This is a genomic window from Microbacterium sp. NPDC057658 (assembly GCF_042799975.1).
Lineage (GTDB): Bacteria > Actinomycetota > Actinomycetes > Actinomycetales > Microbacteriaceae > Microbacterium.
In genome coordinates this window covers 833,239-855,781 of record NZ_JBHVHT010000001.1, presented here as the reverse complement: position 1 = coordinate 855,781, position 22,543 = coordinate 833,239, and the positions used below count along the sequence as shown (strand labels likewise).

General features: G+C 72.5%; 20 protein-coding genes. 9 read left to right on the top strand and 11 right to left on the bottom strand.

Annotation, left to right across the window (positions count from 1 at the left end; genetic code table 11):
• Window positions 1–8 precede the first annotated feature (8 nt).
• A complete protein-coding gene (locus ACFU8V_RS04100; protein WP_378869213.1) occupies window positions 9–1,415 on the bottom strand; it encodes a PLP-dependent aminotransferase family protein in 1,407 nt (468 codons plus the stop codon).
• On the opposite strand from ACFU8V_RS04100, the gene ACFU8V_RS04095 reads away from it, so the two are divergent.
• Together ACFU8V_RS04095 and ACFU8V_RS04090 are read left to right on the top strand one after the other, a co-directional pair.
• Window positions 1,414–2,388 carry a DMT family transporter gene (locus ACFU8V_RS04095; RefSeq protein WP_378869210.1) on the top strand — a complete coding sequence of 325 codons (975 nt, stop codon included), beginning with the start codon at window positions 1,414–1,416 and terminating at the stop codon, window positions 2,386–2,388. The genes ACFU8V_RS04100 and ACFU8V_RS04095 overlap by 2 nt on opposite strands.
• A complete protein-coding gene (locus ACFU8V_RS04090) occupies window positions 2,361–2,954 on the top strand; it encodes an FMN-binding negative transcriptional regulator (RefSeq protein WP_378869207.1) in 594 nt (197 codons plus the stop codon). The genes ACFU8V_RS04095 and ACFU8V_RS04090 overlap by 28 nt, the downstream gene beginning before the upstream one ends.
• Window positions 2,955–3,025: 71 nt before the next feature.
• Here ACFU8V_RS04090 and ACFU8V_RS04085 read toward each other — a convergent pair whose 3' ends face one another.
• The gene (locus tag ACFU8V_RS04085) at window positions 3,026–4,174 is read right to left on the bottom strand and encodes an SLC13 family permease (protein ID WP_378871786.1); all 1,149 of its coding nucleotides are present in this window, start codon (window positions 4,172–4,174) and stop codon (window positions 3,026–3,028) included.
• A 280-nt stretch (window positions 4,175–4,454) separates the two neighbouring features.
• On the opposite strand from ACFU8V_RS04085, the gene ACFU8V_RS04080 reads away from it, so the two are divergent.
• Genes ACFU8V_RS04080 through ACFU8V_RS04055 form a run of 6 tightly spaced genes read left to right on the top strand, consistent with a single transcriptional unit; the run spans window position 4,455 to window position 12,243 of the window.
• Window positions 4,455–4,544, top strand: a complete 90-nt coding sequence (locus ACFU8V_RS04080) for a potassium-transporting ATPase subunit F (RefSeq protein ID WP_036292752.1) — start codon at window positions 4,455–4,457, stop codon at window positions 4,542–4,544.
• Window positions 4,544–6,220 carry a potassium-transporting ATPase subunit KdpA gene (kdpA, locus tag ACFU8V_RS04075; protein WP_378869203.1) on the top strand — a complete coding sequence of 559 codons (1,677 nt, stop codon included), beginning with the start codon at window positions 4,544–4,546 and terminating at the stop codon, window positions 6,218–6,220. The genes ACFU8V_RS04080 and kdpA overlap by 1 nt, the downstream gene beginning before the upstream one ends.
• A 2-nt stretch (window positions 6,221–6,222) precedes the next feature.
• Complete coding sequence (gene kdpB, locus ACFU8V_RS04070; protein ID WP_378869200.1) at window positions 6,223–8,391, top strand: potassium-transporting ATPase subunit KdpB; 2,169 nt, start codon at window positions 6,223–6,225, stop codon at window positions 8,389–8,391.
• Window positions 8,392–8,411: 20 nt separating this feature from the next.
• The gene (gene kdpC / locus ACFU8V_RS04065) at window positions 8,412–9,017 is read left to right on the top strand and encodes a potassium-transporting ATPase subunit KdpC (RefSeq protein ID WP_062766113.1); all 606 of its coding nucleotides are present in this window, start codon (window positions 8,412–8,414) and stop codon (window positions 9,015–9,017) included.
• Entirely contained in the window at window positions 9,014–11,575 is a 2,562-nt protein-coding gene (locus tag ACFU8V_RS04060) for an ATP-binding protein (protein ID WP_378869196.1), read from the top strand. Before kdpC ends, ACFU8V_RS04060 begins: the two co-directional genes overlap by 4 nt.
• Complete coding sequence (locus ACFU8V_RS04055; RefSeq protein WP_025104016.1) at window positions 11,572–12,243, top strand: response regulator; 672 nt, start codon at window positions 11,572–11,574, stop codon at window positions 12,241–12,243. Before ACFU8V_RS04060 ends, ACFU8V_RS04055 begins: the two co-directional genes overlap by 4 nt.
• Here ACFU8V_RS04055 and ACFU8V_RS04050 read toward each other — a convergent pair.
• Window positions 12,240–13,055, bottom strand: a complete 816-nt coding sequence (locus tag ACFU8V_RS04050) for a TspO/MBR family protein (RefSeq protein WP_025104017.1) — start codon at window positions 13,053–13,055, stop codon at window positions 12,240–12,242. The genes ACFU8V_RS04055 and ACFU8V_RS04050 overlap by 4 nt on opposite strands.
• A gap of 87 nt (window positions 13,056–13,142) precedes the next feature.
• Complete coding sequence (locus ACFU8V_RS04045; RefSeq protein WP_025104018.1) at window positions 13,143–13,709, bottom strand: TetR/AcrR family transcriptional regulator; 567 nt, start codon at window positions 13,707–13,709, stop codon at window positions 13,143–13,145.
• A gap of 95 nt (window positions 13,710–13,804) precedes the next feature.
• On the opposite strand from ACFU8V_RS04045, the gene ACFU8V_RS04040 reads away from it, so the two are divergent.
• Window positions 13,805–14,647, top strand: a complete 843-nt coding sequence (locus tag ACFU8V_RS04040; protein WP_025104019.1) for an alpha/beta fold hydrolase — start codon at window positions 13,805–13,807, stop codon at window positions 14,645–14,647.
• 69 nt (window positions 14,648–14,716) lie between these two features.
• Here ACFU8V_RS04040 and ACFU8V_RS04035 read toward each other — a convergent pair whose 3' ends face one another.
• Genes ACFU8V_RS04035 through ACFU8V_RS04005 form a run of 7 tightly spaced genes read right to left on the bottom strand, consistent with a single transcriptional unit; the run spans window position 14,717 to window position 22,542 of the window.
• The gene (locus ACFU8V_RS04035; protein ID WP_378869189.1) at window positions 14,717–16,795 is read right to left on the bottom strand and encodes an iron ABC transporter permease; all 2,079 of its coding nucleotides are present in this window, start codon (window positions 16,793–16,795) and stop codon (window positions 14,717–14,719) included.
• Window positions 16,792–17,823 (bottom strand): iron-siderophore ABC transporter substrate-binding protein, encoded by a 1,032-nt coding sequence (locus ACFU8V_RS04030; protein ID WP_025104021.1) that lies wholly within the window; start codon window positions 17,821–17,823, stop codon window positions 16,792–16,794. The genes ACFU8V_RS04035 and ACFU8V_RS04030 overlap by 4 nt, the downstream gene beginning before the upstream one ends.
• 24 nt (window positions 17,824–17,847) lie before the next feature.
• Window positions 17,848–18,687: an ABC transporter ATP-binding protein gene (locus ACFU8V_RS04025; protein WP_378869185.1), complete on the bottom strand. Its 840-nt coding sequence runs from the start codon at window positions 18,685–18,687 to the stop codon at window positions 17,848–17,850.
• Window position 18,688: 1 nt separating this feature from the next.
• Window positions 18,689–19,642 (bottom strand): siderophore-interacting protein, encoded by a 954-nt coding sequence (locus tag ACFU8V_RS04020; protein ID WP_249520944.1) that lies wholly within the window; start codon window positions 19,640–19,642, stop codon window positions 18,689–18,691.
• The gene (locus tag ACFU8V_RS04015) at window positions 19,632–20,432 is read right to left on the bottom strand and encodes an ABC transporter ATP-binding protein (RefSeq protein ID WP_378869181.1); all 801 of its coding nucleotides are present in this window, start codon (window positions 20,430–20,432) and stop codon (window positions 19,632–19,634) included. Before ACFU8V_RS04015 ends, ACFU8V_RS04020 begins: the two co-directional genes overlap by 11 nt.
• Window positions 20,429–21,502: an iron chelate uptake ABC transporter family permease subunit gene (locus ACFU8V_RS04010; RefSeq protein WP_025104025.1), complete on the bottom strand. Its 1,074-nt coding sequence runs from the start codon at window positions 21,500–21,502 to the stop codon at window positions 20,429–20,431. The genes ACFU8V_RS04015 and ACFU8V_RS04010 overlap by 4 nt, the downstream gene beginning before the upstream one ends.
• Window positions 21,499–22,542 (bottom strand): FecCD family ABC transporter permease, encoded by a 1,044-nt coding sequence (locus ACFU8V_RS04005; protein WP_378869178.1) that lies wholly within the window; start codon window positions 22,540–22,542, stop codon window positions 21,499–21,501. The genes ACFU8V_RS04010 and ACFU8V_RS04005 overlap by 4 nt, the downstream gene beginning before the upstream one ends.
• Window position 22,543: the final 1 nt, after the last annotated feature.

Sequence of the window (22,543 nt, the reverse complement as noted above, 5' to 3'; positions counted from 1 at the left end):
GGCGGCGGTCAGGTTCCGGCGAGGACCGCGCCGAGGATCGTCGCGGCCTCGGGGAAGCGGGACGGGTCGGCGCTCGCGTAGTTGAGCCGCACGTAGGAACCGGAGGGTTCCGCGGGGAACCACTCGCTCCCCGGCGCGATGACGAGGCCGCGCGCCGCGCACTCCCGGACGACCGCGGCGGCGTCGGTGCCGTCCGGCAGCCGCAGCCAGAGGTTCAGCCCGCCGACCGGCACGGCCTCCACCAGCGCGGTCGGCGCCTGGGCGGTCAGGCACGACAGCAGCAGGTCGCGCCGCGAGCGCAGCTGCTCCCGGAAGCCGCGGAGGTGTGAGCGCCAGGCCGGCTGCGTCACCACGTCGAGAGCGGCGGCCTGCAGGAGGCCGCTGACGTACATCGACTCGGCCGCGCGATCGGCGAGGATGCGATCCCGGGCGGGACCGCGCGCGATCACCGCCGCCACCCGCAGGGACGGCGACACGCTCTTCGTCAGCGAGCGCAGGTACACCACGTGGCCGTCGTGGTCGGAGGCGGCCACGGGGCGCGGGTTGGCGTCGATGCCGAGGTCGTGCGCCCAGTCGTCCTCGATGAGGAAGGCGCCGTGGCGACGGACCGCGTCGAGCACGGCCTCCCCGGTCGCCGCCGGCCACTGCGCGCCGGTGGGGTTCGCGAACGTGGGCTGCGCGTAGAACGCCCGGGCTCCGGTCTCGGCGAGCGCCCTGTCGACGGCGTCCGGATCCGGACCCTGCGGCCCGGAGGGGACGGGAACGAGCACGACCCCCGCCTGCTCCGCCGCGAGCAGGGCGCCCCAGTAGGTCGGCGACTCGATGAGCAGCGGCCGGCCGACGCCGACGACCGCCCGGAAGATCGAGCTCAGTCCGCTCTGGCTCCCGGAGATGACGACGGCGTCGCGGGCGGTCGGAACCGTGATCCCCGCCGGGGCCGCCGCGGCCAGCTCCGCCGCGAACCACTCCTGCAGCCCGGGCTCGCCGGCCGCGGGCGAGCGGGTGAGGGCGGACGCGGTCCGGGAGGCGCGAACGAGGGCCTGGCGCACGAGCCGCTCGGGGAGGAGATCCGGAGCCGGATACCCGGAGTGCAGCCCGATCGCGTCCGGCGAGGTCGGGCGCTGCGCCGAGGAGAGGCCGTCCAAGCGTACGGCGGCTGCCCCCAGCGCTCCGGACTGCCAGCCGTAGTCCGCCGGCAGGACCGTGCGCGCGGCGCGGACGAACGTGCCGACGCCGGGTCGCGCGTCCACGAGCCCGAGGCGGACGAGCTGCTGCACAGCCTTCTGCACGGTCACGGGGCTCGCGGCGTACTCCGCCGTCAGCGCGCGGTTGGAGGGGAGGCGGGCGCCGGGAGCGGCGGTGGCGATCCACGCCCGCAGGCCGGCCACGATCCGCGCGGTGCTATCCTGACTCATGAAAGAACACAGTAGCGTTATCCGTCCGAACGGAACACTGCTATCCCGCACCGCCGGTCCCGGTTGGGGGCTGCTGGGCGTTGTCGCCTTCTCGTTCACACTCCCGTTCACGCGGATCGCGCTCGGCGGCGGATTCTCGCCGCTGTTCATCGGCTCCGCCCGCGCGGTCGTCGCCGCCGTGCTCGCCGCGGTCGTCCTCCTCACCACCCGTCAGCAGCCGCCGAGCCCGGTCCAGTGGGCCCGTCTGGCGGTCGTCGCGCTCGGTGTGGTCGCCGGCTTCCCGCTGCTGACCTCGTTCGCCATGACCACGACACCGGCGAGCCACGGCGCGGTCGTGATCGGCCTCCTCCCCGCCGCGACCGCCGTGGCCGTCGTGATCCGCACCCGCGAGCGCCCGTCCCCCTCGTTCTGGGTGTTCGCGCTTCTCGGGTCCGCGGCGGCCCTCGTCTTCGCGACGGTGCAGAACGGCACGCCCGGCGCCCTCCGCCCCGCCGACCTCCAGCTGTTCGGCGCCGTGATCGCGGCGGCCGTCGGCTACGCGGAGGGCGGCCTGCTCGCGCGCGAGCTCGGCGCCTGGCAGACGATCTCCTGGGCCCTGGTGCTCGCAGCTCCCGTCATGCTCGCGGTGGCCGTGGCCGCCGGGGTCGCCGCCCCGCCCATCGCCAGCCCGACCGCGTGGCTCGCATTCGCCTACCTGGCCGCGGTCAGCATGTTCCTCGGATTCTTCGCCTGGTACCGCGGCCTCGCCATCGGCCCGATGGCGCAGGTGAGTCAGATCCAGCTCGTCCAGCCCGTCATGGGCATCACCTGGGCCGCCTTCCTCTTCCATGAGGACGTCGGTGTGGCCACGGTGCTCGGCGGGCTCGCCGTCGTCGTGTGCGCCGGACTCGCCGTCCGCACCCGCAGCTCTTCTCCCACCCCCACCCCCACCCGACAGGAGGCGCCATGCGTCACACCCCCCGCTACCTCATGACCGACCCCGACGAGGTGAAGCGCCTCATCCGCGCCCACCCGTGGGCGACGTTCGTCTCACCGGCCTCCGCCGGCCTCGTCGCCTCGCACTACCCGGTGCTGCTCGAGGAGGACGAGGACGACATCGTGCTGGTGAGCCACTTCGGGCGTCCGGACGACGAGCTCCACGAACTCGGTCGACACGAGATCCTGGTGATCATCCAGGGGCCGCACGACTACGTGTCCTCGAGCCTCTATGCGCCGGGGGACCTCGTGCCGACCTGGAACCATGTCACCGCGCACCTCTCCGGCACACCCGAGATCCTCACCGCGGAGGAGAACTACGCCATGCTCACCCGGCTCACCGACCACTTCGAGAGTGGGCAGCCGCACGGGCGGAGCCTCGCGGAGGACGAGGCGGGCACCCGACGAGCCGCGAAGGGCACGGTGGGCCTGCGGCTCCGGGTCACCCGGTTCGATGCGCGTGCCAAGCTCAGCCAGAACAAGGCCCCCGAGGTGCGGGAGCGCATCGCCGCCCGGTTCGACGCGGTCCACCCCGCGCTGGCCGCCGAGATACGTCGCGTCTGACCCCCGTTCGAATCGCGCACTGTGCTCCATCTCGGCCGGATGTGCAGCACAGTGAGCGATTCGAAACGGGGTCAGAGGACGAGGGTGGCGAGGGCGACGGTGGGCACCGCGGCGACGGCCCCCCAGAGCGCGAAGCGGCCCCAATGGATCTCGACCCCGAGCGCCGTCACGCGATGGTGCCAGAGGAGCGTCGCCAGCGAGGCCCACGGCGTGATGAGCGGACCGAGGTTCACACCGATCAGCAGCGCCATCAGGGCGACCGGGTCCCCGGCCGCGGGTTCGAGCACGAGGTAGGCGGGAAGGTTGTTGATCGCGTTCGCACTCACAGCCCCGAGCGAGGCGAGCCGGAACAGGTCGCCGAGAGAGTCGCCGTTCGCGGTCGGTGAGGTCAGGAAGTCGAGCAGCCCCTGCGCGTGCGCGGACTCGACCAGGACGAACAGCGACGCGGCGAGCGCGAGCGCCTGCCACGGGACGAGGGACAATCGCAGGGCGTGGCGACGACGGACGGCGAACAGCGCGATCAACGCGAGAGCCGCGACCGTGGCGGGGATCCACACGTCGGGGGTCAGCGCGAGCACCGGCATCAGCACGACGAGGATGCCGGTGGCGCTCCAGAACAGCGTCGGATCGGCGGGTCGACGGGGCTCGGGCGTCTCGTACGTACCGAAGACCGTGCGCCGATGCAGGACCGTGAGGATCGCGACGGGCACCAGGATCCCCACGAGCGTGGGCGCCCAGCTCAGGGCGATGAACGCCCCGGGGCCTTCCCCCATCGCGGGCGCGGCGAGCAGGTTGGTGAGGTTCGAGACCGGCAGCGCGAGCGACCCGGTGTTGGCGAGCCAGACGGTGGCCAGGGCGAACGGCAGCGGGGAGACGCCGATGCTCTGCGCCAGCACGACCACGACAGGGGTGACGATCACGGCGGTCGTGTCGAGCGAGAGGAACACGGTGCTCACCACGGCGAGCACGACCACCAGCCCCCACAGCACGACCACGCGGCCACGACCCCACCGCGCGAGGCGCTGCGAGACGACGTCGAACACCGCCGCGTCGCGGGCGAGCTCGGCGACGATCGTGATCGCGACGACGAACCCCAGCACCGGCGCGATCCGCTCCCCGAGCGCACCGGCGTCCGTGGGCCGAAGGAACCCGGTGAGCACGCACACGAGCGCGACCATCACGAGCCCGGCGACGATCCCCGTCCCGACGCCGATCCGCATCCTTCTGATTCCCACCTCGTGAGCATAGGGCCGGCGCCCCCTTTTCGAATCGCGCACCTGGCTGCATCGGCGGCGGGTTGGGGACCAGGTGCGCGATTCGAAGGCCGTCCGTGAGCAACCCGCATGCATCCGGGGAACGGGGCGTAGGGGAAACGTGAGGATCGGCGGATGCGGCCGGGCGGCGCAGTTGGATCGAGGACGTGCTCGACATCATCTACCTCGCGCTGACCCTGGCGCTGTTCGCCCTCGTGTCCCTCATCGCCAAGGCGGTGGACCGCGCATGATCGTCTTCGAGATCCTCGCCGCGGTCCTCGCCGTCGCCGCGGTCGTCTACCTGGTCGTGGCGCTCGTCGCCCCGGAGCGCTTCTGATGGACGCGACGGTCCTGTACGGCGTCCTCCAGATCACGGCCGTCGTGGTCGTGCTCGTGCTCCTCTACCGCCCCCTCGGCGACTACATCGCGCACGTCTACACCTCCGGACGCGACCTGCGCATCGAGCGCGGGCTCTACCGGGTGATCGGCGTCGACCCCCGCTCCGAGCAGACCTGGCGCGCCTACGCCCGCAGCGTCCTGCTCTTCTCCCTCGTCGGACTCCTGCTCGTCTACGGGCTGCAGCGGCTCCAGGCCTTCCTCCCCGCGTCGCTCGGCCTGCCCGCCGTGCCGGAGGGACTCGCGTTCAACACCGCCGCGTCCTTCGTCGCGAACACCAACTGGCAGTCGTACTCGCCCGAGCAGACCATGGGCTACACGGTGCAGCTCGCGGGCCTCACGGTGCAGAACTTCGTCTCCGCCGCCGTCGGCCTCACCATCGCCATCGCCCTGATCCGCGGTCTCGCGCGCCGTGACTCCGCGACGATCGGCAACTTCTGGGTCGACCTCACCCGCGGTCTGGGGCGGCTGCTGCTCCCGATCGCCCTGATCGGCGCGGTGGCCCTGCTCGCGGGCGGCGTGATCCAGAACGTGAACGGCTTCACCGACGTCGCCACGGTCTCCGGCGGCACGCAGACGATCCCCGGCGGTCCGGTCGCGTCGCAGGAGGCCATCAAGCTGCTCGGCACCAACGGCGGCGGCTTCTTCAACGCCAACTCCGCCCACCCCTTCGAGAACCCGACCGGATGGACGAACCTCCTCGAGGTGCTGCTGATCCTGGTGATCCCGTTCGCCCTCCCCCGCACGTTCGGCCGACTGGTCGGCGACCACCGGCAGGGGTACGCGATCGTCGCGGTCATGGGCACCCTGTTCCTCGCCTCGCTCGCCGCACTCTCGGCCCTGGAGCTGGCGGGACGTGGCGCCGCGCCCGAACTCGCCGGGGCTGCGATGGAGGGCAAGGAGCAGCGCTTCGGCATCCTCGGCTCGACCCTCTTCGGCAGCGCGAGCACCCTCACCTCGACCGGGGCCGTGAACTCGATGCACGACTCGTACACCGCGCTCGGCGGCATGATGCCGATGCTGAACATGATGCTCGGCGAGGTCGCTCCGGGCGGCGTCGGCTCCGGTCTCTACGGGATGCTCGTGCTCGCGATCGTCGCGGTCTTCGTCGGCGGGCTGCTCGTCGGACGGACCCCGGAGTGGCTCGGGAAGCGCATCGGCCCGCGGGAGATGACTCTCGCGAGCCTCTACATCCTGGTGGTCCCGGTGCTCGTCCTCGGCGGCACGGCCCTGAGCTTCGCGATCCCCGGCATCCGCGAGGACGTGGAGTCCACGAGCATCCTCAACCCCGGCATGCACGGCATGAGCGAGGTGCTCTACGCGTTCACCTCCGCCGCGAACAACAACGGCTCCGCGTTCGCCGGCCTCACCGCGAACACCCCGTGGTTCAACACCGCCCTGGGCGTCGCGATGCTGCTCGGGCGCTTCCTCCCGATCGTGCTCGTGCTGGCCCTCGCGGGATCGTTCGCCGCGCAGGAGCGGGTGCCGGCCACGACCGGCACGCTCCCCACCCACCGGCCGCAGTTCGTCGGCCTGCTCCTCACCGTGACCGTCGTCGTGACGGCCCTCACCTACTTCCCCGTGCTCGCACTGGGACCGCTCGCCGAAGGACTCTGACCATGACCCTCCTGACCACCCCTCCCGAACAGCAGGACGCCCCCGCGGCCCCCGCCCGTCCCCCACGCTCGTTCGGCGGAGCCCAGCTCGCTCAGGCGCTCCCCGGCGCGCTCCGGAAGCTCAACCCCGCGACGCTCGTGCGCAACCCCGTGATGCTCCTCGTCTGGGTCGGCGCCGCGTTCACGACCGTCCTCGCGATCGCGGAGCCCTTCCTCGGCGGACCCGCCTCCTCCGGCGGCACCCCCGTCCCGGCGGCGTTCACGTGGGGCATCGCGATCTGGCTCTGGCTGACCGTGTTCTTCGCGAACGTCGCGGAGTCGGTCGCCGAGGGACGGGGCAAGGCCCAGGCCGCGAGCCTGCGGAACACCCGCACCCAGACGATGGCGCGACGGGTGGTTGGCCCTTCGACGGGCTCAGGGACCCAGGGGGGCGCGGAGTGGGTCGCTGAGCTTGTCGAAGCGCCGACGGAGACGGTGTCGTCGGCGGAGCTGCAGCGCGACGACCTCGTGATCGTCTCCGCGGGCGAGCTGATCCCGGGCGACGGCGACATCGTCGCGGGCATCGCCACCGTGGACGAGTCGGCCATCACCGGCGAGAGCGCCCCCGTGGTCCGCGAGTCCGGCGGCGACCGCAGTGCCGTCACCGGCGGCACCCGGGTGCTGTCGGATCAGATCGTCGTGCGTATCACGTCAAAGCCCGGCGAGACGTTCGTCGACCGCATGATCGCGCTCGTCGAGGGGGCGAGCCGGCAGCGCACCCCGAACGAGATCGCCCTGAACATCCTCCTCGCGAGCCTGTCGATCGTGTTCGTCGTCGTCGTCCTCGCACTGAATCCGATCGCCTCGTACGCGGCGTCGCCGGTGAGCATCCCGGTCCTCATCGCCCTGCTCGTCTGCCTCATCCCGACCACGATCGGCGCCCTCCTCTCCGCCATCGGCATCGCGGGCATGGACCGACTCGTGCAGCGCAACGTCCTGGCGATGTCGGGGCGGGCGGTGGAGGCCGCGGGCGACGTCACCACGCTGCTCCTCGACAAGACCGGCACCATCACCCACGGCAACCGCCGCGCCCACGCCGTGCTGCCGCTCACCGGAGTGGACGCCGCGGAGCTGCTGCATACCGCCGCCCTGTCCTCCCTCGCCGATCCGACGCCGGAGGGCGCATCGATCGTCGAACTCGCCGCCGCCCGCGGGATCCGGGTCGAGGCCCCGGCGGACGCCGTCGTCGTCCCGTTCACGGCGCAGACGCGCATGAGCGGTCTCGACCTCGCCGACGGCACGCAGATCCGCAAGGGCGCCGCCTCGGCCGTGGCGGCCTGGCTGGGGCAGACCCCCGATGACGAGCTCACGACCCTCACCGACGACGTCGCCTCGGGCGGCGGCACGCCCCTCGTCGTCGCGGTGCAGGGCCCTTCGACAAGCTCAGGGACCCATCGGATCCTCGGGGTCGTGCATCTCAAGGACATCGTCAAGGACGGCCTCCGAGAGCGGTTCGACGAGCTGCGCAGCATGGGCATCCGCACGGTCATGATCACCGGAGACAACCCCCTCACCGCGAAGGCCATCGCGGCCGAGGCCAGCGTCGACGACTACCTCGCCGAGGCCACCCCGGAGGACAAGCTCGACCTCATCCGCCGCGAGCAGGAGGGCGGGCGCCTCGTCGCGATGACCGGGGACGGCACGAACGACGCCCCCGCGCTCGCCCAGGCCGACGTCGGCGTCGCGATGAACACGGGCACCTCCGCCGCCAAGGAGGCCGGCAACATGGTCGACCTCGACTCCGACCCGACCAAGCTCATCGACATCGTCCGCATCGGGAAGCAGCTGCTCATCACCCGCGGCGCGCTGACGACGTTCTCGCTCGCGAACGACATCGCGAAGTACTTCGCCATCATCCCGGCGATGTTCATGGGCGTGTTCCCCGGACTCGCGGCGCTGAACATCATGCAGCTGCACTCGCCGGCCTCGGCGGTCACGAGCGCGATCATCTTCAACGCCATCGTGATCGTGTTCCTCATCCCGCTCGCGCTGCGCGGCGTGACCTACCGGCCGGCGAGCGCCTCGCAGATCCTGCAGCGGAACCTGCTGGTCTACGGCCTCGGCGGCGTCATCGCCCCGTTCGTGGGCATCAAGCTCATCGACCTCCTCGTCAGCCTCCTCCCCGGCTTCTGACCGGGCTCGAAAGGAACGCCATGTCGTCCACCACCCGCACCACGGTGCGCACCGCCGGTGTCGCCGTCCGCGCGATGCTCGTCCTCACCCTCGTCCTCGGCGTCGGGTACATGCTGCTCGTCACCGGCATCGGCCAGCTCCTCCTCCCCGCGCAGGCGAACGGCTCGATGCTCCCCGGCGACCGGGGCAGCGCGCTCATCGGCCAGTCCTTCACGGATGCCGACGGCGAGGCCCTGCCCGAGTACTTCCAGTCCCGCCCCTCGGCTGCGGGCGACGGATTCGACGGAGCAGCGTCGAGCGGCAGCAACCTCGGGCCGGAGAATCCCGACCTCGTCGCCGCCATCGCCGAACGGAAGGCCGAGATCGCCGCGAGGGAGGGGGTCGATCCGTCCGCGGTGCCCGCGGATGCCGTGACCGCGTCCGGCTCCGGTCTCGACCCGCACATCAGCGTCGCGTACGCCCTGCTGCAGGTGCCGCGGGTGGCGGCCGCCCGCGACCTGCCGGAGGACGAGGTCCGGGCACTGGTGGAGTCTAGGATTCAAGGGCGGGACCTGGGGTTCCTCGGCGAGGAGCGCATCAACGTCGCGGAGCTGAATCTCGCACTCGACGACCGGGAGGGTGCATGAGCGCAGAGCGGCCGCCGCGCCCCGCGACGGACCGGAACCGCCGCGGACGACTGCGCGTCCTCCTCGGCGCCGCGCCGGGGGTCGGGAAGACCTTCGAGATGCTCGCCGAGGGCCGGAGGCTCCGCGACGAGGGCCGCGACGTGGTCATCGCGATCGTCGAGACCCATGGCCGTGCGGCCACGGCCGCCCTGACCTCCGGACTGCCCGAAGTGCCGCGCCGGGAAGACGCCCACCGCGGGGTCGTCCTCTCCGAGCTCGACCTCGACGCGGTGCTCGCCCTCGGCCCCGAGATCGCGCTCGTGGACGAGTTCGCGCACACGAACACCCCCGGCTCGCGCAACCCCAAGCGCTGGCAGGACGTCGAGGAGCTGCTGGACGCGGGGATCGACGTCGTCACCACCGTGAACGTGCAGCACATCGAGTCGCTGAACGCGGTCGTGGAGAAGATCACCGGCATCGCCCAGCGCGAGACCATCCCGGACGCGGTCGTCCGCGCCGCCGACGAGATCGAGGTCGTCGACTTGGCGCCGCAGACGCTCCGCGACCGCCTCGCCGCGGGCCTCGTCTACCCCGCGGAGCGCATCGATGCCGCGCTCTCGCACTACTTCCGCCTCGGCAACCTCACCGCCCTGCGGGAGCTCGCCCTGCTGTGGCTCGCCGACGAGGTCGACAGCGCGCTCCGCAGCTACCGCGCCGAACAGGGCATCGCCGGAGCGTGGCAGGCACGCGAACGCGTGGTCGTCGCCCTCACCGGCGGCCCGGAGGGCGAGACGCTGCTGCGCCGCGGGGCCCGCATCGCCGCCCGGTCCGCCGGCGGGGAGCTGCTCGCCGTGCACGTGACCGCCCAGGACGGGCTGCGCGACGAGACCCCCGGCGCCCTCGCCGCGCAGCGCTCCCTCGTCGAGTCGCTCGGCGGGACCTACCATCAGGTGGTCGGCGACGACATCCCCGCGACGCTCGTCGAGTTCGCCCAGGGCGCCGACGCGACGCAGCTCGTGATCGGGGTGAGCCGCCGCGGCCGCCTCGCCGCCGCGCTCACCGGACCGGGGATCGGCGCCGAGGTCATCCGCCGCTCGGGCGACATCGACGTGCACATCGTGACCCACGCCGCGGCGGGCAGCCGTCTCGCCCTCCCCCGCATCACCGGCGGCGCGCTCGGCTGGCGGCGTCAGGCGCTGGGCTTCGGCGTGGCCCTGGTGTTCGGTCCGCTGCTCTCCTGGCTGATGTTCACGGTCCGCAGCCCGGAGTCGATCACGGCCGAGGTGCTCGCCTACCAGCTGCTCGTCGTGGTCGTCGCCCTCATCGGCGGGATCCGCCCCGCCGTGTTCGCGGCCGTGCTCTCCGGCATCACCCTCGACTTCCTCTTCGTCGCCCCGCTGTTCACGATCACGATCGCGCACCCGCTGCACGTGCTCGCCCTCACCCTCTACGTCATCATCGCGATCCTCGTGAGCCTCATCGTCGACCAGGCCGCCCGCCGGGCCAGGACCGCGCAGCGGGCGACCGCCGAGGCGGAGCTCCTCGCGGCCGTCGCCGGGAACGTGCTCCGCGGCGACAACGCCGTGCTCGCCCTCGTCAGCCGCACCCGGGAGGCGTTCGGTCTGAGCGGCGTGCGGCTGCTCACCCCGTCCGGAGAGGTGCTGGCGAGCGACGGCGAGCCCGTGCCGGACGGCCGCGCCACGACCATCCCGGTCGGGGTCGCGTCCGGTGGGGGCCCGCGCGCCGTGCTGGAGCTCAACGGCGAGCCGATCGCCGGTCCGGAGCGCCGCCTGCTCGACGCGATCGTCGCCCAGCTCGCCGCCGCCATCGAGCACACCGACCTGCGAGCCACGGCACGGGAGGCGGAGGCTCTCGCCGAGACCGATCAGGTGCGCAGCGCCCTCCTCTCCGCCGTCAGTCACGATCTGCGGCGGCCGCTCGCCTCGGCCGTCGCGGCGATCGGCGGCCTCCGCGGCGCGCACGGCCTGTCCGCCGAAGACCGCGCGGAGCTGCTGGAGACCGCGGACGAGAGTCTCGCGACCCTCTCCACCCTCGTCACCGACCTCCTCGACGTGAGCCGGGTGGAGGCGGGGGTGCTCGCGGTCTCGGCGCAGCGGATCGACGCAGCCGGCCCCGTGCTCGCCGCGGTGGACGAGCTCGGCCTCGGCCCCGCCGACGTCGAGCTCGCGCTCGATCCCGACCTCCCGCCGCTGCACGCCGACCCGGTGCTGCTCCAGCGCGTGCTCGTGAACGTGCTCGCCAACGCCCACCGGCACGCGCCGGCGGGCAGCCGTGTGCTCGTGTCGAGCAGCCGGCTGGGCGATCGGGCGGAGATCCGGATCGTCGACCGCGGCGAGGGGATCGCCCCCGAGCGGCGCGATGCGATCTTCCAGCCGTTCCAGCGCTTCGGCGACACCGACAACACGACCGGGCTGGGGCTCGGGCTCGCCCTCTCCCGCGGATTCACCGAGGGCATGGGCGGTAGCCTGACACCGGAGTACACCCCCGGGGGCGGACTCACCATGGTCATCTCCCTGCCGCTCGCCGCAGGGACCGCCGACACGGAGGGCACGGAGTGAAGCTCCTCATCGCCGACGACGACCCCCAAATGGTGCGGGCGCTGCGGATCACCCTCGCGGCCCACGGGTACGAGGTCGTCGTGGCCGCCGATGGCGCCGCCGCGATCGCCGCCGCGGCGCAGACTCACCCCGACCTCATCATGCTCGACCTCGGCATGCCCCGGCTCGACGGCATCGAGGTGATCCAGGCCCTCCGCGGCTGGACGAGCGTGCCCATCATCGTCGTGTCGGGGCGGACGGGCTCGGCCGACAAGGTCGAGGCGCTGGACGCGGGGGCGGACGACTTCGTCACGAAGCCCTTCCAGGTGGATGAACTGCTGGCCCGGCTCCGGGCGCTCTCCCGCCGCGCGGTCGCCGCGAACGGGGAGTCCGTGGTCGCGTTCGGGGATGTCGTCGTAGACCTCGCGACGAAGACCGTGACCCGCGCCGGCACCCGTGTGCACCTCACGCCGACCGAGTGGCGGATGCTCGAGCACCTCGCACGGCACCCGGGCGCGCTGGTGACCCGGCAGGATCTCCTCAAGGAGATCTGGGGCAGCGCGCAGGTGTCCGACTCCGGCTATCTCCGGCTGTACATGTCGCAGCTCCGCAAGAAGCTGGAGCGGGAACCCTCGGCGCCCGTCCACCTCCTCACCGAGTCGGGGATGGGCTACCGACTGGTGCTCTAGCGACCGAGCGGCGCGCGGTCGTGCGTGCCGGCGCGGCGCCGCCGGCGGAGGACGGCCACGACGCCGACGACGACGAGCAGGACGGCGACGATGATCGCGGTGACGGCGGTCGGCGTGCTCTCCGGCTCGCCCGTGAGACGCCCGATCGCGAGCCAGCTCAGCCCCCAGGCTGTCGCCAGCGCCGGGGCGAGGCGGCCGGTGAACCAGGCCGATGCGGCGCCGATCACCAGCACGACGACGAGCACGGCGACGGCCCAGGCGTCGGGGGCATCCGCCCCGATCTCCGGGACGGTCTGCGTGAGCCAGGCAGCGGTGTTGGCGACCGTCGCGATCGTGACCCAGCCGAAGTGCAGGCCGTTCGCGCCGTCGGTGAGGAGGCGGTCGGCGAGGGAGCGGGCGGGGTACCGGCCGAGGAGCACGATGATGCGCGCGAGCGTCGCGAGCAGCAGCGCGATCACGAGCACGGTGAGCCACAGCGTCAGGTACCGCGCGGTCACCAGCCAGAGGCCGTTGAGGACCAGGGAGAGGGCGATCCAGCCGCCGACCGCCTGCTGACGCTCGTCCTGGCGCTGCGCGGGGAGGGCCTGCCACACGGTGTAGGCGAGGAGTCCGAGGTAGATGAGCGACCAGATCGAGAACGCCGGCCCGGCCGGGGCGAGGTACGAGCCCTGCGCCGAGAGCGCCCCGTTCTGGAGCTCGTCGACGGAGTCCCCGCCGAATGCTCCGGCGCCGATGGCCGCGGCGATCAGCATGAACACGGCGGCGGCGATCACGAGGCTCTGGCGGGCGATGCCCTTCGTCGAGGTCTCCATGCCCGCACCCTACGCGGGGCGGGCGCGGAAAGCAGTGGCCTTGACAGGACCTCCCCATTTCGCTAACCAAGTTAGCGAGTGGGGGCGTCAGGCCGGAGCGAGGGCGGCGTCGATCAGGACCTCGGCGGCGCGGCGCGCGTGCACGGCGGCCTCCGGGTCCGCGCCGATCGCCGCGGTACTCTGCGCGCCCTCCGCGAGGAGAGAGAGCTGGGCGGCCAGACCCGCCGGGGCACCGGTGTCCGCGACGAGCTCCGCCATGTACTGCTGGAACGAGGCCTTGTGCGCGCGGACGATCGCGGCCACCTCGGGGCTCGTTCCCCCGAGCTCGCCGAACGCGTTGATGAAGGCGCAGCCCCGGAACCCGTCGCTGCAGAACCAGTCCTCCAGGTAGCCGTAGACCGCGAGGAGGCGGGCGCGCGGGTCGTCGCCGCTCTGCGCTACGGCCGCCGTGAGCCCCTGCTCCCACTCGGCGTGCTTCCGGGTGAGCACCGCGGCGACGATGTCGGTCTTCGCCGGGAACAGCGAGTACACGCGCCGCAGCGACACCCCGGCGGCAGCCCGCAGCTCGTCCATGCCGACCGCCGCGTAGCCCTTGCGGTAGTACAGCTCCTCCGCGGCGGAGAGGATGCGTTCGCGGGCCTCGTCTTCGGTCATGTCCAGAAGTCTACTTGACACGAGAACGAACGTTCTCTAGATTGATCACATCAGGCGAGAACGATCGTTCTCACCGGCACCGAAAGGAACACATCATGGGTTACATCACCGTCGGCACCGAGAACACCACCCCGATCGAGCTCTACTACGAAGACCAGGGCAGCGGCCAGCCCGTCGTCCTGATCCACGGCTATCCGCTCAACGGCCACAGCTGGGAGCGCCAGACCCGCGAGCTCCTCGCCCAGGGGTACCGCGTCATCACCTACGACCGCCGCGGCTTCGGGCAGTCCTCCAAGGTCGGCTCCGGCTACGACTACGACACCTTCGCCGCCGACCTGAACACGGTGCTCGAGACCCTCGACCTCCGCGACGTCGTGCTCGTCGGGTTCTCCATGGGCACCGGCGAGCTCGCCCGCTACGTCGGCCGCTACGGTCACGAGCGCGTCGCGAAGCTCGCCTTCCTCGCGTCGCTCGAGCCCTTCCTCGTGCAGCGCGACGACAACCCGGAAGGCGTGCCGCAGGAGGTCTTCGACGGGATCGAGGCCGCCGCCAAGGGCGACCGCTACGCCTGGTTCACCCAGTTCTACACGGACTTCTACAACCTCGACGAGAACCTCGGCACGCGCATCAGCCAGCAGGTCGTCGACGCGAACTGGAACCTCTCCGTCACCAGCGCCCCGGTCGCCGCGTACGCCGTGGTCCCGACCTGGATCGAGGACTTCCGCGACGACGTGAAGGCCGTGGCCGCCGCCGGCAAGCCCACCCTCATCCTGCACGGCACGAAGGACAACATCCTGCCGATCGACGCGACCGCCCGCCGCTTCCGCCAGGCCGTGCCCGAGGCCGAGTACGTCGAGGTCGAGGGCGCCCCGCACGGCCTCCTCTGGACCCACGCCGACGAGGTCAACGCCGCGCTGACGCAGTTCCTGGCCCGGTAACCCCGTTCGAATCGCCCAAATGGCCCCATTTCCTCCGGGAATGGGGCCATTTGCGCGATTCGAAGCGGGTCAGCGGGAGCGCCAGAGCAGCCAGACGAAGTACGGGGCGCCGATCAGCGCGACCACGAGACCCGCCGGAAGCTGCGCGGGGGCGATCACCGTCCGGCCGATCGTGTCCGCGATGCCGACGAGCAGCCCGCCGAGGAGCACCGCCGTCGGGATCACCCGCGAGTGCCGTGCGCCCACCAGTGCCCGCGCGGCATGCGGCGCCACCAGCCCCACGAAGCCGATGACCCCGATCGCCGTCACGCTCAGCGCCGCCAGGACGGCCGCCACCAGCAGCAGCGTCAACCGGACGGGCTCCAGCCGGATGCCGACCAGTCGCGGCGTGTCCTCATCGAGCGACAGCACGTCGAGCTCCCGGCGACTCATCACCACGAACGGCACCGCGATCACGAGGACGATCGCCAGCGGGACGACCTGCTCCCACACACGCCCGTAGGTCGTGCCGGAGAGCCAGGTGTAGATCTTCGGGGTGTCCCACGGGTTCGACCGCAGCAGGAGGAAGGTCGTGAGGGAGACCGTGAAGTACGAGACCCCGATGCCGATCAGCAGGAACCGGTCCGCGTTCAGGCCTCCCCGCCACGACAGCAGGTAGACGAGGGCGAAGGCGAGCAGCGAGCCCGTGACGGCTCCCGCGATCATCCCGCCCGTCGACGACGTGATGCTCGTGATCACCAGCACCGCGCCGAGCCCGCCGCCGCCGGTGACGCCGAGGATGCCCGGGTCGGCGAGCGGGTTGCGGCTCACCCCCTGGATCACGGCGCCGGAGAGGGCGAGCGCGGCGCCGGCGACCACGGCGGCCACGATCCGCGGCGCGCGCTCGTCGAGGGCGAAGGCGATGGGCGCGGGAGCCTGGCTCTGCAGCCACAGCGCGATGTCGCCGGTGAGCAGCCAGGTGTGCCCGGCGAGCAGTCCGAGCAGGAGCACCCCGACCAGGCCGAGGGCGACGAGGGCGAGGGTGATCCGGAAGCGCAGGCGGCTGCGGACGCCGAAGCGCACCCGCGGAGGCTCGCGCGTGGGACCGGCGTCGCGGAGGCGCCGGGCCATGAGCACGAGCACGATCGCGCCGAGCAGCGTCGTCGCGACGCCGGTCGGGATGAGGATCGCAGCCTCCGCGCCGATGAGCGCGCGCAGGAGGGCGTCGGAGAGGATGACGACGAGGGCGCCGAGGAGCCCCGCCGCGGGGATCAGCAGCACGTGGCGGTTCAGGCTCGGCACCACCCGCGTCAGCAGCCGCGCGAGCACCGGCGCGCACAGCCCCACGAATCCCATCGGCCCGGCGAGCGTCACCGCGACCGCCGTGAGGGTGACCGCGAGCAGGATCCCGATGGTCCTGGTCGACCGGATCGGCACGCCGAGCGACGAGGCGGTGTCGTCCCCCAGCGTGAGGATGTCCAGGCGCCGCGCGAGCACGAGGGCCAGCACCGTGACGACCACGACGACCGGCGCCGCCTGGAGGAACGCGGTGAGTCCGAGCTGCGACAGGCTCCCGCTCCCCCAGGCGAGCAGTCCCTTGGTCTCCTCGTCGAACAGGATGAGCAGCGTCGAGGTCGCGGCCTGGAAGGCGAGCGCCAGCGCGGAGCCCGCGAGGATGAGGCGGGTCGTGGACGACCCCGCCCCGCCGGCGAGACCGAGCACGATGCCCGCGGCGACGATGCCGCCCGCGAACGCCACCGCCCCGGAGGCCCACACCGGCACGGCGATCCCGAATGCGGCGAGCGCCGTGACGGCGAGATAGGCCCCGGCGGTCACGCCCAGCGTGTCCGGCGACGCAAGGGCATTGCGGGCGAGGGACTGCAGCAGGATGCCGGCGACCCCGAGGGCCACGCCCACCGCGACACCGGCGGCGAGCCGCGGCACCCGCGAGCCCCAGAGGACGTCGGTGTCGGCGAACACCGCGCCGCTCGTGCCCTGGGTGAGGTGCCAGCAGGCGACCGCGACCAGCACGACGGCGAGAGCGACGAGCACACCGACGCCCGTCCACACCGCGGGCTTCCGACCCTCCGCCCCCACGGGGACGGCGGACGCCGGGGCGTCGGGCTCCGCGGTCGCCGTCGTGTCGTCGAGGCGGAGGGTCTCCGTCACTTGGAGAGCACCTCCAGGTAGCCGTCGATGATCTGCGCGGTCGAGCGCGGACCCCCGAAGGTCCAGATACCGGCCGGGAACGCGGTCAGGCGGTCCTCCGCCACCGCGGGGAGCGAGGTCCAGGCGGGGTTGTCCGCGAGGGCGTCGACGAAGCTCTCGGAATCCGGGTCCGCGGTGCCGGTGTAGAACAGGTTCGCGTCGCCGACCGTCGTCATGCCCTCGACATCGGTCTGTCCGAGGCCGTACACGGGGTCGACCTCACCGGTCCAGGCGTTCGTCAGCCCGAGCTCCTCGCCCACCTCGCCGACGAGCGAGCCCTGGCCGAACGGACGCAGCGCCACGTTGCCGCCGTCGACCCAGCCGTCGAAGAACACGAAGTCGGTCGTGGCGAGGTCGCGGTCGGCGAGCTCGGCCTTCGCGGTGTCGAGGTGGTCCTGGAACTCCTCGGTGACGACGTCGGCCCGCTCCTCGCGGCCGGTGACCTGCGCGATGAGGTCGAAGGTGTTCAGCATCTTGGCGATCGGGTCCTTCGCATCGGCGCCGATCGTCGCGAGCACGGGCACGTCGTAAGCCTCGAGCTGCGCGACGATGGGGTCGTCCGCGGCGTTGACCTCGACGATCACGAGGTCGGGATCGGTGCCGAACAGCGTCTCCAGGTTCGGCTCCTGACGGGTGCCCACGTCCACGACGCCTTCCGGCAGCTCCTCCGCCGTGACCCAGGTGCTGTACCCCTCGGCGTCGGCCACCGCGACCGGCGTCACGCACAGCGACAGGGCGTCCTCAATCTGCTGCCACTCGAGCACCGCGATCCGCTCGGCCGGCTTGTCGAGCTCCACCGTGCGGCCGAGATCGTCGGTGACGGAGACCGCCCCGGTCGAGGTGCTCGTGGTGTCGTCCGTGCAGCCCGCGCTCGTCGAGGTCGGGGCGTCGGACCCCTCGGCGGACGGCGTCTGCGTGGTGCCGCAGCCGGCGAGCGCGAGGGTGAGGGCGCCGCCGAGGGCGAGCACGGCGAGGGGGGTCTTCTTCATCGGTGGTTCCTTCAGGGGTCGGGATCAGGAGGCGGAGGGGGCGCGGAGGCGACCGTGGTGGCGGCCGCGCGGACGCACCCGCACCAGGCCGGTCTCCTCGTCGAGGGCGGTGTCGATGCGCAGTCCGTACACGTGCGACAGGTTCTCGCCGGTGAGCACCTCGGCGGGAGCCCCCGCCGAGTGGACCCGGCCGCGGTGCATCAGCACGACGTCGTCGGCGACCGAGGCGGCGTGGTCGAGGTCGTGCAGCACGACGCCGAGCGCGGTGCCGTGGTCGTCGGCGAGCTCCCGCACCAGATCGAGGGTCTCCACCTGGTAGCGCAGGTCGAGGTGGTTGGTCGGCTCGTCGAGCAGCAGCACCCCGGTGTCCTGGGCGAGTGCGGTCGCCAGCCAGACGCGCTGCAGCTCGCCGCCGGAGAGCTGGTCGACCGGACGGGCGGCCATCGCGGACAGGCCGGTGAGGGCGAGGGCGCGCGCCACGGCGGCACGGTCGGCGTCGCTCACGCCGGAGAACCGCCCGCGGTGCGGATGGCGGCCGTAGGCGACCACGTCGGCGACCTCGATCCCGGAGGGGTGCGGCCGGGACTGCGACAGCATCGCGACGGTCTTCGCGAACTCCTTGGCGGAGAGGGTGGCGGCGTCGCGCGACTCCGCGCCGCCGACGCTCACGGTCCCCGCCTCGATGCGGTGCAGCCGCGCGAGGGCGCGGAGGACGGTCGACTTGCCGCTGCCGTTCGGTCCGATCAGCGCGGTCACCCGGCCCGGCGCGAGGCGCAGGGAGACGTCGTGCACGACCCGGGTGCGGCCGTAGCCGAGGACGAGGGATTCCCCCGCGAGGCTGTGGCGATCGATGGCGTCGGTCATCTCAGCCCCGCATCGCGACGCCGCGGCGCCAGTAGCCCATGAACGCGACCTGCGCGCGGTCGATCCCGAGGTCCTTCACGAGGTGCCGACGCAGCGTCGTCACGACACCGCTCTCGCCCGCGATCCAGAAGTAGCGGCCGGCCGCGTCGTCGGGCGCGATCTCCTCTCCCAGGCTCGAGTACTCGGGGGTCTCCCAGAGGAGGTCCTCCCCCTCGATGTCGGTGACGCGGATCTCGTCCCCGGCATCGTCGTCGCCCAGGTGCTCGAGCACCGCGGGGATGAGGCGGAACCCGTGCGGCTCGCCGGCGTCGCGCGGCAGCCAGTGCACGTCCACCCCCGCCGGAACGTCGATCGCGAGGACATCCGCGGGCGACGGCACCTCGATGAACGCCGTGCCGCGGAGGTCGCGCGGGGCGTCCTCCAGGATGCGGGCGATGGCGGGGGCCGCGGTCTCATCCCCGACGAGGACCACCGAGGTCGCCGCCCCCGGGGCGTACTCCGCGCCGCCGTGCGCGACGACGCCCCGACGCGGGCCGACCAGCCACAGCTCCTGGCCCACCGCGGCCGTGCTCGCCCACCGAGACGCCGGACCGGTGAGCCCCGGCTCCAGGTGCAGCACGAAGTCGATGTCGACCTCGGTGCGGCCGTCGTCGTCGACCCGCAGCTCGCGCACGGAGTAGGTGCGCATCGAGCCGCGCTCCTCCTCCGGGACGGACAGGTACGAGCCCCACCAGTCGTACGTCGACCGGTCGATCTCGGCGAGCACGCCGGACGCGGGCGGGAAGACGAGCTTGACCCGGCTGTCATACACCTCCCCCGGCGTCCCCAGCTCGCTGAGCTCCTCGCCGCCGAGCGTCACCCGCACGAACGACGGGGAGACGCGGGAGACGGCGCGCACCTCGGCGCGGGTGAGGATGTAGGTCGGGCGCTCGGTCGTGGTGGATTCAGCGGACATGATGCCTTCCGATGGGGGTGACCATCGGCTTGCCGGAGACCGGGTCGATGGTGATCTGGTTGGGGAGGCCGAAGACCTCCTGCACGAGCTCGGCGGTGACGATGTCCTGCGGGGCGCCGATCGCGTGCACGCGGCCGTCCTTCATGGCGACCAGCTCGTCGGCGTAGCGCGCGGCGAGGTTGAGGTCGTGCAGCACCATGACGATCGTGGTGCCGCGGGCCACGCTGAGGTCGGTGAGCAGGTCGAGCACCTCGACCTGGTGGGCGACGTCGAGGAACGTCGTCGGCTCGTCCAGCAGCAGGATGTCGGTCTCCTGCGCGAGGGCCATCGCGATCCAGACGCGCTGCCGCTGACCGCCGGAGAGCTCGTCCACGCTGCGGTCGGCGAGGTCGCTGATGCCGGTCGCGTCCAGGGCGTCGGCGACGACCTCGTAGTCGTGCGCACTCCACCGCGACAGGGCCCGCTGGTGGGGGTGACGCCCGCGACCGACGAGGTCGGCGACGGCGATGCCCTCGGGGGCCACGGGCGACTGGGGCAGGAGGCCGAGGATGCGCGCGACCTCCTTCGTGGGCCGGGCATGGATCGACTTCCCGTCGAGCACGACCTCCCCGTCCCCCGGGGACAGCAGCCGGGCGAGGGCGCGCAGCAGCGTCGATTTGCCGCAGCCGTTCGCGCCGACGATCGTGGTGATCTTCCCCGGCGCGATCTGCAGGTCGAGGCCCTCGACGACGGTGCGGTCGCCGTACGAGAGGGTGACCCCCTCGGCGGACAGGCGGTGGGCGGCGGTCACAGCGAGCCTCCGGTGCGGTTGGTGCGGATGAGCAGATAGATGAGGTACGGCGCGCCGACGACGCCGGTGACCACGCCGACCGGGTAGCGCGCGCCGAGCGCGAACTGGGCGATGAGGTCGCCGCCGAGCACGAGCACCGCCCCGACGAGGCCGCTGGGCAGCAGCAGCGTGGCGCCGGGACCGGTGAGCCGCGCGGCGATGGGTCCGGCCATGAACGCGACGAACGCGATCGGCCCGGTGGCGGCGGTCGCGAAGGCGAGGAGGGCCACGGCGCCGAGGATGAAGACGAGGCGCGTGGCGGTGACCCGCACGCCGAGCCCCGCGGCGGAGTCGTCGCCGAGCTGGAGCGTGCCCAGCGCCCGCCCCTGCGAGAGCAGCAGCGGCACGAGGATCGCGGCGGCGATCGCCATCGGCAGCACCCGCTCCCAGGACGCGTTGTTGAGGCTGCCGGTGAGCCACTGCATCGCGGTCTGGATGTCCCAGTTCGCGGCCCGGGACAGCAGGTAGGAGATGACGCTCTGCAGCATCGCCGCGACGCCGATCCCGATGAGGATGAGGCGGGTGCCCGCGAAGCCGCCCTTGATGGCGAGGAGGTAGATCGCCAGCGCCGTCACGAGGGCGCCGACGAGCGCGAGGAGCGAGACGGCAGGGCCGTTGAGCGAGAGCACGACGATGCCGAACACCGCGGCGGCGCCGGCGCCGTTCGAGATGCCGATGATGTCCGGCGAGGCGAGCGGGTTGCGCAGCATGGTCTGGAAGGTGACGCCCGCCATGCCGAACGCGAGGCCCGTGAGGATCGCGAGGACGGCGCGCGGCAGGCGCAGGTCGCCGACGGTGAACGACGCACCGGGCACCGTCTCGCCGAGGATCACGCGGATGACCTCGTCGAGCGGGTAGAACGTGTTGCCGACCATGAGCGCCACGACGAACAGCACGATCACGACGACCCCGAGGGCGAGCGTGACCACGGCATGACGGCGGTGGCGTGCCCGGCGGCCGGCGATGATGCGCGCGGTGCGGGCGGCGGCGGACTCGTCGCCGCGGACGAGGGTGTGCTCGGTCGTGCTCACAGCTCCCGCACCTTCTGTCGGCGGACGATCCAGATGAAGAACGGCGCCCCGATGATCGCGGTGATGATGCCGACCTGGATCTCCTCGGACGACGGCGAGATCACGCGGCCGACGATGTCGCTCGCGGTGAGCAGCGCCGCGCCGGCGAGGGCCGAGAAGGGCAGCAGCCAGCGGTGGTCGGTACCGACGAGCATCCGGCACATGTGCGGGACGATGAGCCCGACGAACCCGATCGGTCCCGCGATGGCCGTCGCCGCGCCGGCGAGGATGACCGCGCCGAGGGCCGACAGCATCCGGGTGCGCAGCACGTGCTCGCCGAGGCCCTTGGCCATGTCGTCGCCGAGCGCGAGGGAGTTCATGCCCGGGGCGCACAGGAAGCAGATGAGGGCGCCGACCGCGAGGACCGGGGCGGTGATCGCGATCCGCGGCCACTCCGCCCCGCCGACGCCGCCGATCTGCCACGACTGGAACGTCTGCAGCAGGTCGACCCGCGGCAGCATGACCGCGCTGATGAGCGAGGCGAACGCGGCGGAGGTCGCCGCCCCCGCGAGGGCCAGCTTGAGCGGGGTGGCTCCGCCGCGACCGAGGGAGCCGACGGTGTACACGAAGACGGCGGCGGCCGCGGCGCCGACGATCGCGAAGGCCATCTGCCCGTAGGGGTTGCTGAGTCCGAAGAACGCGATGCCGAGGACGACCGCGAAGGAGGCGCCGTTCGAGACCCCCAGGATGCCGGGGTCGGCCACGGGGTTGCGCGTGACGGCCTGCATGGTCGCCCCGGCGAGCGCGAGGGCCGCCCCCACGAGGAGCGCGAGCACGGTGCGGGGGATGCGCTTGACGACCGCGGCCTGCGCGATCGTGTCGGTCTGGCCGGAGAGCGCCGCGGCGATGTCGTCGAGCGTGACCGCGCGCACCCCGAACGACACCGAGAGCACGACGAGCAAGAGGATCACTCCGACCCCGGCGAGCAGCCAGAGGGTGCGCACCACCGTCGGACGCCGCAGGGTGGCGGCGTCCGACGCGAGGACGGGTGCTGAGATCACG